The following is a 14,986-nucleotide window of genomic DNA, read 5'->3' as shown; positions in this document are numbered from 1 at the left end:
CATGCCGGTCACCTCGGTCATTTGAGGCTGGCGATCGCCTTCTCTGCAAAGGAGTTGTCGATGATCTGATCGAACGGCACCGAGCCCTTGGCGTTGCCGAGATAGACCTGCATTTCCATCAGGTTCGCCCACTGGTCCGTCTTGGTGATCACCGACTGCGCCGGAATGAGATATTTCAGCTCGGCGTCGATCGCCTTGTCGACGACCTCGCCGGGCAGGTCCGGGAACTCCTTGCGTGCGACTTCCTTGGAGAAAGCGGGGTCGGCGTAGGTCTTGCGCGAGGCTTCCTCGAACGAGGTCACCAGCGCCTGCACCATCTCGGGATCCTTCTGGATCGTGGTCGGCAGCACCATGATCCCCGTATTGCAGAACGGACCGATGTAGTTCGAGAAGTCGAACACCACCTTGGCGCCCTGCGCCTCCGCCGCTGCGACGCTGGGCTGATAGGCGATCGCGATGTCGGCCTGGCCCGCCAGCATCGCGGCGATTTCGGTGCCGGGGTTGACGGGGACGATGGTCGCATCGACGCCGACCTTCAGTCCCGCTTTCTCCAGAAGGCGCTTCGCCACGCTGTAGTTGGTGTTCGGCTCGGGCGAGGTCACGATCTTAAGGCCCTTGAACGCTTTGGGATCGGTGATCGGCTCGAGTGTCTTGGAGACGCCGAAATAGTGCGCCCTCTGCACCACCGTCCCGACCACCACACCAGGACCGCCGTTCTCGCGCGAGATCTGTGCCATGGTCGCGTCGCCGATGGCAAAATCAGCCGAGCCGCCGAGCACTGCGGCGAAGGTCTGGGTGTCGCCCCCGGCGGCGCTCACCTGCATGTCCAGACCGTTCTTCTTGAAGATCCCGGCGTGCATGCCGACGTAGAGATTGATGTAGCCGAGATTGTGCACGGCCTCGCTGAAGCGCACCGTCTTCAGGCCCGCCGCCGTCGCGCTCCTGGCTCCGACCAGCGAGGATGCTCCCCATCCTGTCGCGAGCGCGGCTGAGTTCGCCAGAAATCGTCGTCGGTCGATCGACAGGCTCGCGCTTGCATTTGATGCCGAGACAGTTTCGCTCATGGTGATGAACTCCTCCCAGGCCAATGAAAATCTGCGAGGAGACTATGGTCGGGTCGTCGTGCAGCAAGGCGAAATAACAGACGCGATCTGCTGAAAAGCTGACAACACTGTGCGCTGTGCGACACCTTGCGCCGTGCCGCGCCGTGATCTGCCGACGGCTTGTCGCCTTGCTGCCGCTTCAGGAGTCGCCGTGGTCAAACGTGCATCGCAACAAAGGCGATAATGTCAATTTTGCCACTTGGGCCGCACAAAGAAATTGCACGTCGGCCGCCGGCTCGACCGTCAATACGAGGTCGCGCGGCGCCCAGACCAGGCGGGACGTCAACCTCCTGTTGCCGAGACAACGATGCGTGCCCTCCGGCTGCCGCCGCTCAATGTCGGACCACCATGTCGCGAAGCCGACGTTCGAAACCGCCCAAGCGGGCGGCATCTGCAAGCTCCCCGCCGCCACGTCCTCGCATTTGCAGCATGGCGCCGCCGAGTGTCGGATTTTCGACAATCCCCTGATACTAAAAACGAATGGCATATCGCTTGCAATGCACAATGCGCCTCGCTATTGCAGCGCAATAATTTTCTTGGAGTGCAAAATGCTCGGAATTGGAAGCAAGCTGCCATCGTTTGAAATCGTCGGCGTGAAACCCGGCTTTCATCTGCAGGAGGAGAAGGGCGAGAGCGCCTTCGAGACCCTGACCGAGACCAGCTTCCCTGGAAAGTGGAAGATCATCTTCTTCTATCCGAAGGATTTCACTTTCGTCTGTCCGACCGAGATTGCCGAGTTCGCGCGCCTGGCGAAGGACTTCGCGGACCGCGATGCCGTGGTGCTCGGCGGCTCGACCGACAACGAGTTCTGCAAGCTCGCCTGGCGCCGCGACCACAAGGATCTGCACAAGCTGCCGATCTGGCAGTTCGCCGACACCAAGGGCGCATTGGTCGACGGCCTCGGCGTTCGTTCGCCGGATGGCGTCGCCTACCGCTACACCTTCATCGTCGATCCCGACAACACCATCCAGCACGTCTATGCGACCAACCTCAATGTCGGCCGCGCTCCGAAGGATACGCTGCGCGTGCTCGACGCGCTGCAGACCGACGAGCTCTGCCCGTGCAATCGCGAAGTCGGCGGCGAGACCCTGAAGGTCGCCTGATCATGTCGATCGAGCAGTTGAAGGACCAGATCCCGGACTTCGCCAAGGATGTCAGGCTCAATCTGTCATCCATGGCGTCCGACGAGACGCTGTCGCCGCAGGCCAAATATGGCCTGTTCGTCGCCTGCGCGATTGCGACTCGCAATCCGAGCGTCGTTGCGGCCTTCGAATCGGTTGCGGCCGCGCAGCTGTCGCCCGCCGCTTTGGCGGCGGCGAAATCGGCCGCCGCGATCATGGCCATGAACAACGTCTACTACCGCTTCGTGCACCTTGCCTCGAACAAGGAGTACGCGACGATGCCGGCCCGGCTGCGGATGAACGTCATCGCCAACCCCGGCGTCGACAAGGCCGATTTCGAGCTGTGGTCGCTCGCGGTGTCCGCCATCAACGGCTGCGGCACCTGCATCGATTCGCATGAGAAGGTCCTGCAGGATGCGGGCGTGCCCGCGGCCACGATCCAGACCGCCGTCCGCTTTGCCGCCATCATCCAGTCGGTTGCCGTTGCGATCGAAGCCGCTTGTGTGTCCGTCGCGCTGGCGGCGGAGTAAAAATCGATCGGATATGTGAATGCGGCCGGCATTGTCCGGCCGCATTTGTTTTTCGCCACCTCTCGCCTAAGTTGCAGAATTTCCTGGCGCGCCTGCAACTCCTCGGCCCGCTAAGCCCCTGACCTCGCGGCAAAGTCGAGAGGGTTGCGGCATCCAGATACTCCACCCGATCTTTCTGCAAAGCGCAGAACTCGCCCCCGGTCTCGCGCATCGCGAGCAATCACCGATGCGGCGCGCCGGGAAATTTCCATCAAATAGCCTTACCTGCTCACCCTTCCCGACAAGAACATTGATCAGCTTAGGGACCAAGCAACATCGATTGTGACCAGGGCGCGCGAAAACAATGGCGTGCATGTCGGAAGGAAACCGGACCTGTCGGTCTCGACGGAAGCGTTGATGCAATGTCCCCGATGTCGCATCATGTGCGCTTCGGTTGGACCGCGCGCGCCCGACGTCCTGAAGCTATCTCCCACGACCCGTTCGTCGGAGACAGGAGGCTAGTGATGAGTGCTCCAGATCAGAACGATCCGGCAAAGCCAGCGCCGCCCTGGGCGAGCGAAGAGCTCCGCAGATATGCGCCGCGCCGCCGCCAGACGGAGGCCGGCCCGACGACGTTCGATCCGCCTGCCGACGGCGTGCCCCTGCCGCATCATCTGGTGTCCCGGCCAAGCTCCCTGCCGGCGCGGCCGGCGGCCCTTGACCTCGACGATGAGGAGGTGCATCGCGCCTGGAGCGCGAAGCTCGATCCCGTCGTGATGCCGCTGCCGCCGGAGGATCCGGACAGATCGTTCCGGCTGGGCAGCATCATCAAGATCGGTGCAGCCGTCGGCATCGCGGCCTCCATCGCCATGATGGTGGTCAACATGGTCTCCTTCGAGAATGGCGGGCCGACACCGGGCAGCAAGAGCCCGATCATGCCGACCGCCGTGCTGGAAAGCCTGGCCCAGATCGATCCCGCGGAAGCCAAGGTTGCCCAGGAAGATCCCCCGCAGACGGTCGCCGCGCTCGCGGCTCCCAGCAGTACAGAACTGGCGATGCGGCCATGGCCCTCGACGCCGACGTCGCCAGCGCCGGCCGCCGCAGCGCCGGCGGTCTCCCCTCCCTCCCCTGCGCTGCCGATGGCCTCGCCCCGCCCGACCGTTCCGCTGCCGCGAGACGAGGTCGACGGGCTGATGAAGCGCGGACGCGACCTGCTCGCCGCGGGCGACGTCGCCAGCGCGCGGCTGATTCTGACGCGGCTTTCCGACGCCGGCATCGCGGACGCTTCCCTCCTGCTCGCGCGCACCTACGACCCGGCCGAACTGACGAAATCACGGTTGCTCGGTGCCGTTCCCGACGCAGCCAAGGCACGGGCCTGGTATCTCAGGGCTGCGGAGCAAGGATCGCCGGAAGCCAGCCGACGCATCTCGGCTGCACGGTAACGCATCAATCTCGGAGCGCTCGAGACGCGACCCGGACCGCTCCCGGCGAGACGGGCGGCCGCGATCTGCTGCGCTCGAGAACCACATATCGATGGGAGGACTGGTGATGCAGGGCATCCATGCTGCAGCTCGCGCCTGCTTGGCCGCTAGATGGAGCCGACGTCGCAAACCACGGGATGCAACGAACAGCCGCTCTCGAACAGCCGCATGCCTCGTCCTGGCTCTGTCCGCAACATTGGCGCTGGCCGGGCATCGAGCGGTCGCCGCCGACAACGAGATTCGCATCGGCAACACCATGCCCTATAGCGGCCCGGCTCTCGCCTATGGTGTCATCGGCAAGACGATCGCGGCCTACTTCAACAAGATCAATTCCGAGGGCGGCATCAACGGCCGGCGCATCAACTTCATTTCCTACGACGACGGCTATGCGCCGCAGAGGACGGTGGAGATGACGCGCAAGCTCGTCGAGGAGGACAACGTCCTGCTGATGTTTGCGAGCCTGGGCACGGCCCCCAACCTGGCGGTGCGCCCATATCTCAACGCCAACAAAGTCCCGCAATTGTTCGTGGCATCCGGCTCCTCGCAATGGGACCAGCCGCACGACTTTCCGTGGACCATGGGCTTTCAGCCAAGCTACCAGGCCGAGGCGCACGTCTATGCCCAGTACCTGCTGGAGACCCACAGCCGCGGCAAGATCGCGATTCTCTATCAGGACGACGATTTCGGAAGGGACTACGTCAAGGGATTGAAGGACGGCCTGGGCGGCAAGCTTCCGATCGTCGCGGAAGCCGGCTACAAGGTGACGGACGCCAACGTCAATCAGCAGATCGCCACGCTGAAGGCCTCCGGCGCCGACATCTTCTTCGACGTGACCACACCCAAATTTGCCGTGATGGCGATCCGCCGCGCGGCCGAGCTCGGCTGGCATCCGGACCACATCATCTCGACAGTCTCGGAATCGGTCTCCGCCGTGATGCAGCCGGCCGGCCTGCAGAATGCCGAAGGCATCCTGTCCGCGGGCTACTACTACGAGGGCGAGGAGGCCGCGGCGGCGGGCGATCCATCCTACCGCGAATGGTCCGCCTTCATGGACCGCTATCTGCCGGACGTACCGAGAAGCAATGGTCTTGCGACCTTCGGCTACCTCGCGGCAAACGCGATGGTCGCGGTGTTGCGGAGTTGCGGCGACGACCTGTCGCGCGACAACGTCATGAAGCAGGCGGCATCCCTGAAGAGCCTCAAATTGCCGATGCTGACGCCCGGCATCACCGTCAACACCAGCCCCCATGATCACGCGCCGCTGGAGCAGATGCAGATGATGCAGTTCACCGGCGGGAAGTGGCAGCGCTTCGGTCCGGTGCGGAGCGGTATCGATCCCGGCAGTGTCAGCGATTCCTTCAAGACCATTTTCCGTTACGGTACGGCGAAGCGCGATCTGGCCAACCAGCTGAATGCCAATACCGTCACGCTGATGACCGGCTCGTTCGGCAGCACCTATGCCAACATGGGTGCGGACCTCGCATCGGCGCTCGACAAGGGGACGGAGCTGCGCATCCTTCCCGTGATCGGCCGCGGCTCGGTGCAATCGGTCGCCGACATCCTGCTGCTGCGCGGCGTCGACGCCGGCATCATCCGCAAGGACACCCTGGCCTTTCTCGAGCGCAAGGACTTCGCCAACAACATCCGCGAGCAACTGGTCTATGTCACCAAGCTGTTCAACGAGGAGATGCACGTGCTGGCGCCGAGATCTATCACCAGCCTGAGCGAGCTCGACGGCAAGACCATCGCCGTCGACCTGCCCGACGGCGGCACCTTCGTCACCTCGATCAACGTGTTCGAGCGCCTCGGGATCAGGCCGCATCTGCTCTATATCGAACCGCGGCTGGCGCTGGATATGCTGCGCAAGGGCGACATCGACGCGATCATCACGGTCGAGGGCAAGCCGGTGCAATGGCTGAGCCAGGTCAACGATCCCAATCTGCACCTGGTGCCCGTCGACTACGACAAGGCTCTGCACGACGACTACCTGCCGGCGCAATTGTCCGCCGAGGACTATCCGAACCTCGTCGGCGCCTCGGCGCCGGTGAACACGATCGCGGCCGAGGCCGTGCTGGCGTCGTTCAACTGGCCGGCCGGCAGCGACCGTCACCGCCGGCTGTCTCTGCTGGTCGAAGCCTTCTTCAGCAACATGCAGGCGCTGCAACGGCCGCCATACCACCCGAAATGGCAGGAGGTGGCGCCGCTGGCGCCGATCGCGGGCTGGACAAGATTCAAGACGGCACAGGACTGGCTCGATCGCAATACGCCGCCTCCCCAGATGCTGGGGGCGAATGCACAGGTCAACGATATGCAGGCGAGCGGCGTTTCGGCCGATCCCCGGTTGTTCCGTGAATTCATGGAATGGCGAGCCAACCGCCAGAAGCGCGCCGCGCCGCGGCACCCACAGTAGCCAGGTCGTGCGGTCAAGCCGTGGCTGAGGCAGGGCTGATCCGCACCTGCACGTCGCAGGGACGTGCGAGGTAGGGCGCCGAGGTGACCAGCACGTCCGCGCCCGCCGCAGCATAGGCGGCGGCGTTCTGCGCATTCACGCCCCCCGCGGCCGCAATGATCGGCCGACGCTGTAGCGCCGCGCTGATGGCGATCCGCTCCGCCAGCGTAGCGATCTGGGCAGGCAGAAATTTCTCGGCCTGGATCACGTCGAAGCCGGCCACGGCGGCGGCGACCGCCTGCTCGACCGTGGTGACCTCGATCACGATCCGCTTCTCCGGCGCGCTCCGCCGCAACCGCTCCGCGACGTCGGCAAGCGACGCATCGCCGAGAAACGCCCGGTGCTCCGGAAAGACCAGCACGGTCTCCGACAGGCCGAGCCGATGCATCACCGCGCCGCCAGCCTTCACCGCGGCGACGGCGAACGGCTTGGTGCCGGGGACGTTCTTACGCGTGCAGGCGACCGCAATGCCCGGCCTGATCGCCCGCGCCGCGCCGACGATCGCAGCCGCCCCGGTCGCGACGCCGGACCAGATCTCGATGAGCGTCTGCGCCACCTTCCAGCTCCGCATCAGGCCTGCCGCCGCGCCGTCTGCACGGAGGATCGGAGCCCCCTCCTCCAGCACCGTTCCGCTGCCGGCGAACAGTTCGACATGGCAGCCCGCGAGCTCGATCAACGCCGCCGCATCCTCGGCCAATGCCAGCACCATGCGGCCGCGCGCAGCGAAGTGCATCAGGCCCGGCTCGGCGCCGATCCCGAGCGTCTCCGTCGTCAGGTCGCCATAGGGGACATCGTCGCGGAGCAGCACTTCGAGATCATTGTGCGTAGCGATGGTCGGCGCGCGCGACATCTGCTCTTTCTCCACAGGCTGCATCCTCTATATAAACCCTGGTCGCTGCCCGTCTCCGATCGCCAGGCCCCGCATGATCCCGCACGATCTTCCTGCCCCCGTTGAGCTCAATCAGCCCCGTCTCGCCGCGATTCTCTATGGACCGGGCGACGATGCCGATGCCTTGCTGGACGCCTTTGCCCAGGAGCTGCTGCGACGGGGCGTCCGGGTCGGCGGCATCGTTCAGCGCAATACGAGAGACGAGGTCGGCAAGAAAAGCGGAATGGACGTGATCGATCTCGGCAATGGCGACACGATCTCGATCTGCCAGGACCTCGGCGCCGGATCGACGGCCTGCAAGCTCGACACCGCGGGCCTTGCCGAAGCCGGCATGGCCGTTCACCGCGCGATCGCAGCCCATGCCGACCTCATCGTGATCAACAAGTTCTCCAAGCAGGAGGCTGCGGGAAGCGGGTTGCGCGGCGAGCTGGCCGACGCGATCACCTCGGGCATTCCGGTACTGACGGCCGTGCCGCAGAAATGCATCGACGACTGGCGGAGCTTTGCGGGCGACTTCGGCACGCTGCTGCAGCCGTCACGTTCGGCGATGGAAACCTGGTGGCTCGGCCTGCGCGCGCGCCACGCATCGACCGGCTGATCGGCGCAACAATTCGGCGCCATGTTCCTATTTGCCGATCATCACATCCGACGACTTGATGACGGCGGAGACGCTGTCGCCGACGGCAAGCGCGAGCTCCTCCACCGCCTCGTTGGTGATCGCCGAGAAGACCGTCAGTCCCGGGGCGAGCTCCACCTTGACGTGGGCGGTGGTCGCTCCCTTTTCAACCGAGATGATCCGTCCCGGCAAGACGTTTCGTGCGCTCAGCTTCACGTGCTGTTCCTCATCGATTGCAGCTTCGTTGCTGCCCCAGAATGTAAGCAGAACGCGGGCCCGAACTCAATGACCTATATCAAGAACGATATAGGATTGATGATCCGGCACCGGTTTGCGGCACCTCGTCGACCTGCGCGATCCGACGGGCATCAGCCGAACTTGAACAGCACGCCGTAGCCGCCGCGCGGATAGCTCCACTCGATGTCGCCGCTGGCCTCGCCGATGACCCGGCAGGTGCCGCATTCGATGCAGCCGTCGACCGTGATCTCGACCTGGCCCTTGTCGTTGAGCTCGTAGCAGCGTGCCGGGCAGGCCTTGAGAAGCGCCTTCAACTGCGGCGTCGGCGTCGTATGCGGACGGACCTTGATATGGGCCCGGCCGGGATCGACCTGATAGCGATTGTAGAACAGCTTGTCTTCGACCCTGACCGCGACGTCCGTGCTCATGTCTGATCTCCCTCGCTTAAGCTGTTTCGTTCATTCACCAATCATCGCCACGCCCGGGCAAACCTGAAGGCGTCGCCGAACAGGCCGGTCCATGACCTTGCATTCACGAAGGAGCGCACGGTGCTGCTCTCTTTCTCCTTCTTCGGCGTGCCGTCGACGCGCACGAAGTTCTGCATCGCCTTGGAGACGAGCTGCGGATAGGTCAGGAAGAAGTTCTGCGACTGGTTGTGCAGCAGCGCCGGCATGTCCTTGTATTTCTTCAGATCCTTGATGACGAAGGAGTCCTCCAGCATCTTCTTGTAGAGCGCGAGGTTCTCCTTGGTCATCGGATCACGGCGCGACTTCACCTGGAAGATCGCCTCGGCCGCGATGCGCCCCGAGGTCATCGCGAGATTGGAGCCCTCGCGGTGAACGGCGTTGTTGAGCTGGGCGGCATCGCCGACCACGACCCAGCCATCGCCGCAGAGCTGCGGGATCGCGTTGTAGCCGCCTTCGGGAATGAGATGCGCCGAGTACTCCTTGACTTCCGAGCCCTCGATCAGCGGCGCCACCGACGGATGCTGCTTGAACCGCTCGAGCAGGCCGTAGGGCGTCTCGCCGGTCTTCTGGAAGTCGGAGACGAGGCAGCCGATGCCGAGCGAAATGCACTCCTTGTTGGAGTAGATGAAGCCCATGCCGGTCATGCCGCGGGAAATCGTACCGACGGCCTCGATGACGGCGCCCTCGTCGCCCTTCAGGTTGAAGCGCGCCTCGATCGTCTCGCGCGGCAGGAAGTGCATCTCCTTGACCGCGAGCGCGACGTTCTCCGGCTTCGGCCGCTCGCGCAGGCCGGCGCGGCTCCCGAGCAGGCCGTTGACGCCCTCCGCCAGCACGACGACGTCGGCATGGATCTCACCATCGCGTCGATCGGTCCTGACGCCGATCACCTTGCCATAGGCGTCCTGCGCCAGCTCGGTGACGGTGGTCTCGCACAGCACGGTGGCGCCGGCTTCCTTGACCTTGGACGAGAACCACTTGTCGAACTGGGCACGGATGATGGTGTAGCGGTTCGGCTTCTCCTCGTTGAAGTCGTCCGACTTGTAGTGCAGGCCGACATGCGACTTGTCGTCGAGCATCCAGAAGCGCTGCTCGACCAGATGGCGTTCGAGCGGCGCTTCCTCGCGGAAGTCCGGAATCAGCTTCTCCAGCATGTCGGCGTAGAGGATCGCGCCCTGCACGTTCTTCGAGCCGGAATACTCGCCGCGCTCGAGCTGCAGCACCTTCATGCCGCGCTGAGCCATGGTCAGCGCAGCCGCATTGCCGGCCATGCCGGCACCCACGACGATCGCGTCGAAACGTTCCTCGATCATTGCCCTGCTCCCTCTCTGGTGCCTAGCTTGCGATGCGATCGCGCGAATGCGGCGACAGACGCGCACGGAATGCCTCCGTCAGCGCAGGCAGCAGCCGGATCGCGTCGGTGACGATGCCGACATGCGCGAAGTCGAAGATCGGCGCGTTCTTGTCGGTGTTGATGGCGACGATCAGATCGGCGCCCTCGACACCGACCCGATGCTGGATCGCGCCGGAAATGCCTGCGGCGATGTACAGCTTGGGCCGGATGGTCTTGCCGGTCTGGCCGATCTGCCGATCGGACGTGACCCAGCCCTTCTGCACCAGTGGCCGGGAGCAGCCGAATTCGGCGCCGAGCACCGACGCGAGCCCCTTGACGAGCTGGAAGTTCTCCGGCGAGCCAAGCCCGAGCCCGCCGGCCACGACGATGTCGGCATAGGCGAGATTGGACTTGGCGGAATCGCGATCCGGAATGAAGGACAGCACCTTGGTGACGATGTCCTCCTCGACGAGACCGAGCTTGTGCTCGATGACGCGGCTCGCAGGCTTCTCGACGCGGTCCGGCATCGGCATCACGCGCGGGCGGACGGTCGCCATCTGCGGCCGGTAGTTCAGCGTGTAGATCGTGCAGAGCAGCGAGCCGCCGAAGGTCGGCCGCGTCGCGGCCAGGGAGCCGTCGGCATCGACGTCGAGTTCAGTGCAGTCGGCGGTCAGACCCGTGAGCAGCGTCGTCGCGACGGAGCCCGCGAGGTCGCGGCCGAGCGTGGTGGCGCCGAGCAGCAGGATTTCCGGCTTGAAGGTGTTGACGACGTCGGTCAGCGCCTTGGTGTAGGCTTCGTTGCGATAGTCGGTAAGAACGCCGTCCGCGACGATGTAGGCGAGATCGGCGCCATAGCAGAACGACTCCGCGGCAGCGTGCTGCACGGCGTCTCCGGGAGGACCGATCACCACGGCCGCCAGATCAACCTTCAGCTTGTCGGCAAGCTTGCGGCCGGCGCCCATCAGCTCCCAGGACACCGGGTGAACCTGGCCGCGCTCCTGCTCGATGAACACCCAGACGTGCTTGTAGGCCTTGAAATGCTCGGGCAGCTCCTTCTTGGTCGCGGCGCGACCGGCTGCGGCGGGCGGTGCTTTGGTGGGTTCGCTCATGATCGTCGTCCCTTGGTCCGTCAAAAGCCGTCTGGATCAGAAGCCGTGTGCTGACGTCGTCAGCTCGGCTTCGAGCTTCGGCTGCCGCTTGAACAATTCCTCGATCAGCGCGTCGGCCGGCGCGCGGTTCGAGAAGTCGACCATGGTCGCCTTCTCCGCCCGGGCCGACGGCGCGAAGACCCGCTTCACGATGGTCGGCGAGCCCTTCAGGCCGCACTTCGAGATGTCCTCGACGCCGGCGTCCTTGGCGCTCCAGGTCACGATCTGAGCGCGCGCCGCACGCAGCGCATCCGCCATGGCGCCGCGGCGGATCTCGTTGGTCGCCTCCAGCATCGTCACCAGGCACGGCAGCCTGGTCTTCAGCACCTGAACGCCGCCCTCGGAGCGACGCTCGGCTTCGATGGTGCGCGCGACGGGATCGACCTCGTTGATCTTCGCCACATAGGTCAGTTGCAGCAGGCCCAGACGCTTGGCGATGCCCGGGCCGACCTGCGCGGTGTCGCCGTCGATCGTCTGCTTGCCGGTGAACACGATGTCCGGCGCTCCGAAGGTCTCGCTGATCTTGCGAATGGCTGTCGCCAGCGCATAGGTGGTCGCCAGCGTATCGGCGCCGGCAAAGAAGCGATCGGTCAGCAGCACGGCGCGATCGGCCCCGTAGGTCAGTGCCCGGCGCAGCGAGTCTTCGGCGGACGGCGGCCCCATCGTCAGCACCGTCACCTCGCCGCCGAACTTGTCGCGCAGTTGCAGCGCCGCCTCGAGCGCGAACAGGTCGTAGGGGTTGATGATGGTCGGCACACCCTGGCGCATGATGGTGTTGGTCACCGGATGAACGCGGATCTGCGCGGAGTCCGGAACCTGCTTGATGCAGACGACGATATGCATGCGATCACTCCGGGTGTGTAGGCCTGCGATCAGGACAGCAATTGTCGTACCAGTTTCGGCCGCGATGATTATCGGCACGGATTCAACACCTTGGCGCATGAACCTGAACTGCTTCTGAGAACTCGCCGCCGAGGTCCGACACGTCGCAAGCAACACGCGTCGGGAATGCGACAGGACTTTGAGAGCGCACCGCTCGCCTGAAAGCAGAAGCGCCGCCAGTGGTGCTGGCGGCGCTTCTGGGAGCGATCGTTAGTTCATGCGTTACTTGAGCGTCGTCAGCGACACGAATGGCTTGGGAGCCGGCTTCGGCGGCGCCACCGCCTCCTTGAGCACCTTGAACACCCGCTGATCGAGCGGCGTCGAGACGAGGAAGTCCTGATAGGCCTGCTCGAGGTACGACTTGCAGCGGGCTGCGACGTCCTCATTGGAAACGCCGGAGAAGTCCTCGCTGACGAGGTACTGCCCCATCCGGCGGAGAATATGCAGCCGGCAGACATTGAGGATCTTGGGATCGTAGTCGACACCGAGCAGCTTGAAGAATTCCTCGGCAGCAGAGGTCTGCTTCAGTTCGTCCAGAACGTTCGGCGTTGCCACAGTCATTGCTTTGCTCCTTGACTCGAAATCGGATCAACCTCGCACAACGAGGTCGGCGCCGGAGGCGGCGGTCCCTGGCGCACCTTCTGTCTGATGTGAGCGAGCTGCGCTTCGAGAAACTCGATCCGGTCCAGCATCACGGAAAGGGCCTCACCGACCGGATCAGGCATCAGATGATGATCCAGATCGATGCGTCCGACGGTCCGCCGATGGGTGAATTCAGGCCGCACCACCTTGGCAGGGATGCCGACCACGGTGACGTCGGGCGGCGTGCTCTGGATGACGACGGAGTTGGCACCGACGCGGGTCCGCGGACCGATCGTGATCGGGCCGAGAATCTTGGCGCCGGCGCCGACGACGACACCGCTGTCCAGCGTCGGATGCCGCTTGCCTGGCGACCACGACGTGCCGCCCAGGGTGACGCCGTGATAGAGCGTGACATCATCGCCGATCTCGGCAGTTTCACCGATCACGACGCAGGCCCCATGATCGATGAAGAAGCGGCGGCCGATCTCGGCGCCCGGATGAATGTCGACATTCGACAGGAAGCGTCCGAGCCACGACAACAAGCGTGCCGGAAAACGCCAGCCGCGAATCCACAGCCGATGCGCCAGGCGGTGCCAGATCAGCGCGTGAATGCCGGGATAGGTCAGCAGGGTCTCGATTTCGCTGCGCGCCGCCGGATCGCGCGAGCGGACACAGCCAATGTCTTCGCGGATCAGGCGGAGCAGCGAGGGCGGGCTCGCCTCGACGACGATCGGCTTGGCAATGGGGGTATCGACGATGTCGCTCATGATCAGGCAAAGCTCGCCAGCGGGTGATCGCAGACTTCGCGCCAGATGGCCGCAACGGCCTCTTTCGGCACCGGCCCCTTGTGAACGACGGCATGCCTGCGCACGCGCGCCAGGATGTGCCGAGCCTGGTCGGCGCTCGCCGGCAGGCGCAGATCCGACAGCAGCGAGGTGATCGCCGACAGCCCGGAATGCTTCCCGATCACGATCCGGTTGGAGCGGCCGAACAGCACCGGATCGAGCGCCTGATAGGTGCGCTGATCCTTCAGCAGGCCATCGACGTGAATGCCGGATTCGTGGGTAAAGACGTGCTCGCCGACGATGGCCTTGTTGAGTGGAATGGCGCGTGCCGCGGCGGCCGCCACGACATTGGCGACGTGATCGAGTTCGGCCAGCACGATGCCGGTCTCGCGCCGGTAGAGCTGCCGCAGCGCGACCGCGACCTCCTCCAGCGGAGCATTGCCGGCGCGCTCGCCGAGGCCGATCACGGTGACCGATGCATGGGTCGCGCCCGCCTTGACCGCCGCCAGCGTGTTGGCGGTGGCAAGACCGAGATCGTCATGGCCGTGAAACTCGATCTCCAGGTCCGTGGTCGCGCGCAAGGCGCCGACCAGAGCTGACGTCGCGTCCGGATCGAGCACGCTCAGCGTATCGGCGACGCGGAAGCGCCGGGCGCCGACCGACTTTGCGGTCGCGATCACCTCGGCGAGAAAGCCGACATCGGCGCGCGAGGAATCCTCACCGCCGACGGCAACGGCCAGTCCGCGGCTCCGCGCATAGCCGACCACGCGCTTGAGCAGTTCCAGCGCGGCACTGCGGCTGCCGCCGAGCTTGGCGGCGATCTGCACGTCGGATGTCGGGATGGAGACATTCACCATCGAGACGCCGGCCGCGATCGCCGCATCGACATCCGCCTCGCGCATCCGGCACCAGCCGATGATGGTCGCGGGCAGACTGGCCTCGACGATCGCCCTGATGGCAGCGATCTCGTCGGCCCCCATTGCCGGCGTGCCGGCCTCGATCTCGGGAACGCCGGCTCGCGCCAGCGCACGGGCGATCGCGACCTTCTCTCCGAGAGCGAAGGCGACGCCCGGCGCCTGCTCGCCGTCGCGGAGCGTGGTATCGTTGAGGATGACCCGGGGCATCGGGCTCCCCGAGACCGCGCTCCCGTTGGCAGAGCCGGCATCTCGGGCATTCCTGGACCCGCGCTGTCCGGAGACGTCTGGCATTCACTCGCTCCGTCGCAACCTGTGTGTGGCCGCCAGAAGCACGACGCTCCGTTGCGGCCTGCCATTCACTCAGCAACGGCCATGCCACCGCCGGACACCACGCCAACCAATTGAATATCCGATTGTTTTTCCAACGTCCCGGATTGTCGGATTCGTGACAGCGTCGGACATCGAACGTC

The 14,986-nt window shown here is 64.7% G+C and carries 15 protein-coding genes; 5 read left to right on the top strand and 10 right to left on the bottom strand.

Annotated features, from left to right (window positions below; genetic code table 11):
- Positions 1 to 17 precede the first annotated feature (17 nt).
- Positions 18 to 1,064 (bottom strand): ABC transporter substrate-binding protein, encoded by a 1,047-nt coding sequence (locus QX010_RS13685; RefSeq protein WP_316179975.1) that lies wholly within the window; start codon positions 1,062 to 1,064, stop codon positions 18 to 20.
- A gap of 587 nt (positions 1,065 to 1,651) precedes the next feature.
- Here QX010_RS13685 and QX010_RS13680 point away from each other — a divergent pair.
- The 4 genes from QX010_RS13680 to QX010_RS13665 all read left to right on the top strand — a co-directional run bounded on the left by QX010_RS13680 (position 1,652) and on the right by QX010_RS13665 (position 6,624).
- Positions 1,652 to 2,206: a peroxiredoxin gene (locus tag QX010_RS13680; protein WP_315713058.1), complete on the top strand. Its 555-nt coding sequence runs from the start codon at positions 1,652 to 1,654 to the stop codon at positions 2,204 to 2,206.
- Positions 2,207 to 2,208: 2 nt separating this feature from the next.
- Positions 2,209 to 2,754 (top strand): carboxymuconolactone decarboxylase family protein, encoded by a 546-nt coding sequence (locus tag QX010_RS13675; protein WP_316179973.1) that lies wholly within the window; start codon positions 2,209 to 2,211, stop codon positions 2,752 to 2,754.
- Between the two features lie 503 nt (positions 2,755 to 3,257).
- Positions 3,258 to 4,175, top strand: coding sequence for a sel1 repeat family protein (locus QX010_RS13670; RefSeq protein WP_316179971.1), 918 nt, complete (start codon positions 3,258 to 3,260; stop codon positions 4,173 to 4,175).
- Between the two features lie 106 nt (positions 4,176 to 4,281).
- A complete protein-coding gene (locus QX010_RS13665; protein ID WP_316179970.1) occupies positions 4,282 to 6,624 on the top strand; it encodes an ABC transporter substrate-binding protein in 2,343 nt (780 codons plus the stop codon).
- A gap of 13 nt (positions 6,625 to 6,637) precedes the next feature.
- On the opposite strand, the gene modD is transcribed toward QX010_RS13665, so the two are convergent.
- Entirely contained in the window at positions 6,638 to 7,513 is an 876-nt protein-coding gene (gene modD, locus QX010_RS13660; protein WP_316179969.1) for a ModD protein, read from the bottom strand.
- 73 nt (positions 7,514 to 7,586) lie between these two features.
- On the opposite strand from modD, the gene QX010_RS13655 reads away from it, so the two are divergent.
- Positions 7,587 to 8,150, top strand: a complete 564-nt coding sequence (locus QX010_RS13655; RefSeq protein ID WP_316180160.1) for a DUF2478 domain-containing protein — start codon at positions 7,587 to 7,589, stop codon at positions 8,148 to 8,150.
- Between the two features lie 27 nt (positions 8,151 to 8,177).
- On the opposite strand, the gene QX010_RS13650 is transcribed toward QX010_RS13655, so the two are convergent.
- From QX010_RS13650 to nifV, 8 genes are all read right to left on the bottom strand, one after another.
- The gene (locus QX010_RS13650) at positions 8,178 to 8,384 is read right to left on the bottom strand and encodes a molybdopterin-binding protein (protein WP_315803799.1); all 207 of its coding nucleotides are present in this window, start codon (positions 8,382 to 8,384) and stop codon (positions 8,178 to 8,180) included.
- A 152-nt stretch (positions 8,385 to 8,536) separates the two neighbouring features.
- Complete coding sequence (locus QX010_RS13645; protein WP_172112536.1) at positions 8,537 to 8,833, bottom strand: ferredoxin family protein; 297 nt, start codon at positions 8,831 to 8,833, stop codon at positions 8,537 to 8,539.
- A 41-nt stretch (positions 8,834 to 8,874) separates the two neighbouring features.
- Positions 8,875 to 10,182 carry an FAD-dependent monooxygenase gene (locus QX010_RS13640; protein ID WP_315803656.1) on the bottom strand — a complete coding sequence of 436 codons (1,308 nt, stop codon included), beginning with the start codon at positions 10,180 to 10,182 and terminating at the stop codon, positions 8,875 to 8,877.
- A 22-nt stretch (positions 10,183 to 10,204) separates the two neighbouring features.
- Complete coding sequence (locus tag QX010_RS13635; protein ID WP_316179968.1) at positions 10,205 to 11,311, bottom strand: electron transfer flavoprotein subunit alpha/FixB family protein; 1,107 nt, start codon at positions 11,309 to 11,311, stop codon at positions 10,205 to 10,207.
- 36 nt (positions 11,312 to 11,347) lie between these two features.
- Positions 11,348 to 12,193 carry an electron transfer flavoprotein subunit beta/FixA family protein gene (locus QX010_RS13630; protein WP_315803658.1) on the bottom strand — a complete coding sequence of 282 codons (846 nt, stop codon included), beginning with the start codon at positions 12,191 to 12,193 and terminating at the stop codon, positions 11,348 to 11,350.
- A gap of 261 nt (positions 12,194 to 12,454) precedes the next feature.
- On the bottom strand, positions 12,455 to 12,793 hold the full coding sequence (gene nifW / locus QX010_RS13625; RefSeq protein WP_316179967.1) for a nitrogenase stabilizing/protective protein NifW: 339 nt from the start codon (positions 12,791 to 12,793) through the stop codon (positions 12,455 to 12,457).
- The gene (cysE, locus tag QX010_RS13620; RefSeq protein ID WP_316179965.1) at positions 12,790 to 13,581 is read right to left on the bottom strand and encodes a serine O-acetyltransferase; all 792 of its coding nucleotides are present in this window, start codon (positions 13,579 to 13,581) and stop codon (positions 12,790 to 12,792) included. Before cysE ends, nifW begins: the two co-directional genes overlap by 4 nt.
- A gap of 2 nt (positions 13,582 to 13,583) precedes the next feature.
- Positions 13,584 to 14,723 carry a homocitrate synthase gene (gene nifV, locus QX010_RS13615; RefSeq protein WP_315803661.1) on the bottom strand — a complete coding sequence of 380 codons (1,140 nt, stop codon included), beginning with the start codon at positions 14,721 to 14,723 and terminating at the stop codon, positions 13,584 to 13,586.
- Between the last annotated feature and the right edge of the window lie 263 nt (positions 14,724 to 14,986).

The organism is Bradyrhizobium sp. SZCCHNRI1009 (assembly GCF_032487575.1).
Taxonomy (GTDB): Bacteria; Pseudomonadota; Alphaproteobacteria; order Rhizobiales; family Xanthobacteraceae; genus Bradyrhizobium.
Note: the sequence above shows the minus strand (reverse complement) of the source record. Positions and strands in the feature narration are given on the sequence as shown.

What these genes read in the sequence shown, in the direction of transcription:
- QX010_RS13685 (WP_316179975.1), bottom strand. Translation starts at nt 1,064, where the DNA reads ATGAGCGAAACTGTCTCGGCATCAAATGCAAGCGCGAGCCTGTCGATC.
- QX010_RS13680 (WP_315713058.1), top strand. Translation starts at nt 1,652, where the DNA reads ATGCTCGGAATTGGAAGCAAGCTGCCATCGTTTGAAATCGTCGGCGTG.
- QX010_RS13675 (WP_316179973.1), top strand. Translation starts at nt 2,209, where the DNA reads ATGTCGATCGAGCAGTTGAAGGACCAGATCCCGGACTTCGCCAAGGAT.
- QX010_RS13670 (WP_316179971.1), top strand. Translation starts at nt 3,258, where the DNA reads ATGAGTGCTCCAGATCAGAACGATCCGGCAAAGCCAGCGCCGCCCTGG.
- QX010_RS13665 (WP_316179970.1), top strand. Translation starts at nt 4,282, where the DNA reads ATGCAGGGCATCCATGCTGCAGCTCGCGCCTGCTTGGCCGCTAGATGG.
- modD (WP_316179969.1), bottom strand. Translation starts at nt 7,513, where the DNA reads ATGTCGCGCGCGCCGACCATCGCTACGCACAATGATCTCGAAGTGCTG.
- QX010_RS13655 (WP_316180160.1), top strand. Translation starts at nt 7,587, where the DNA reads ATGATCCCGCACGATCTTCCTGCCCCCGTTGAGCTCAATCAGCCCCGT.
- QX010_RS13645 (WP_172112536.1), bottom strand. Translation starts at nt 8,833, where the DNA reads ATGAGCACGGACGTCGCGGTCAGGGTCGAAGACAAGCTGTTCTACAAT.
- QX010_RS13640 (WP_315803656.1), bottom strand. Translation starts at nt 10,182, where the DNA reads ATGATCGAGGAACGTTTCGACGCGATCGTCGTGGGTGCCGGCATGGCC.
- QX010_RS13635 (WP_316179968.1), bottom strand. Translation starts at nt 11,311, where the DNA reads ATGAGCGAACCCACCAAAGCACCGCCCGCCGCAGCCGGTCGCGCCGCG.
- QX010_RS13630 (WP_315803658.1), bottom strand. Translation starts at nt 12,193, where the DNA reads ATGCATATCGTCGTCTGCATCAAGCAGGTTCCGGACTCCGCGCAGATC.
- nifW (WP_316179967.1), bottom strand. Translation starts at nt 12,793, where the DNA reads ATGACTGTGGCAACGCCGAACGTTCTGGACGAACTGAAGCAGACCTCT.
- cysE (WP_316179965.1), bottom strand. Translation starts at nt 13,581, where the DNA reads ATGAGCGACATCGTCGATACCCCCATTGCCAAGCCGATCGTCGTCGAG.
- nifV (WP_315803661.1), bottom strand. Translation starts at nt 14,723, where the DNA reads ATGCCCCGGGTCATCCTCAACGATACCACGCTCCGCGACGGCGAGCAG.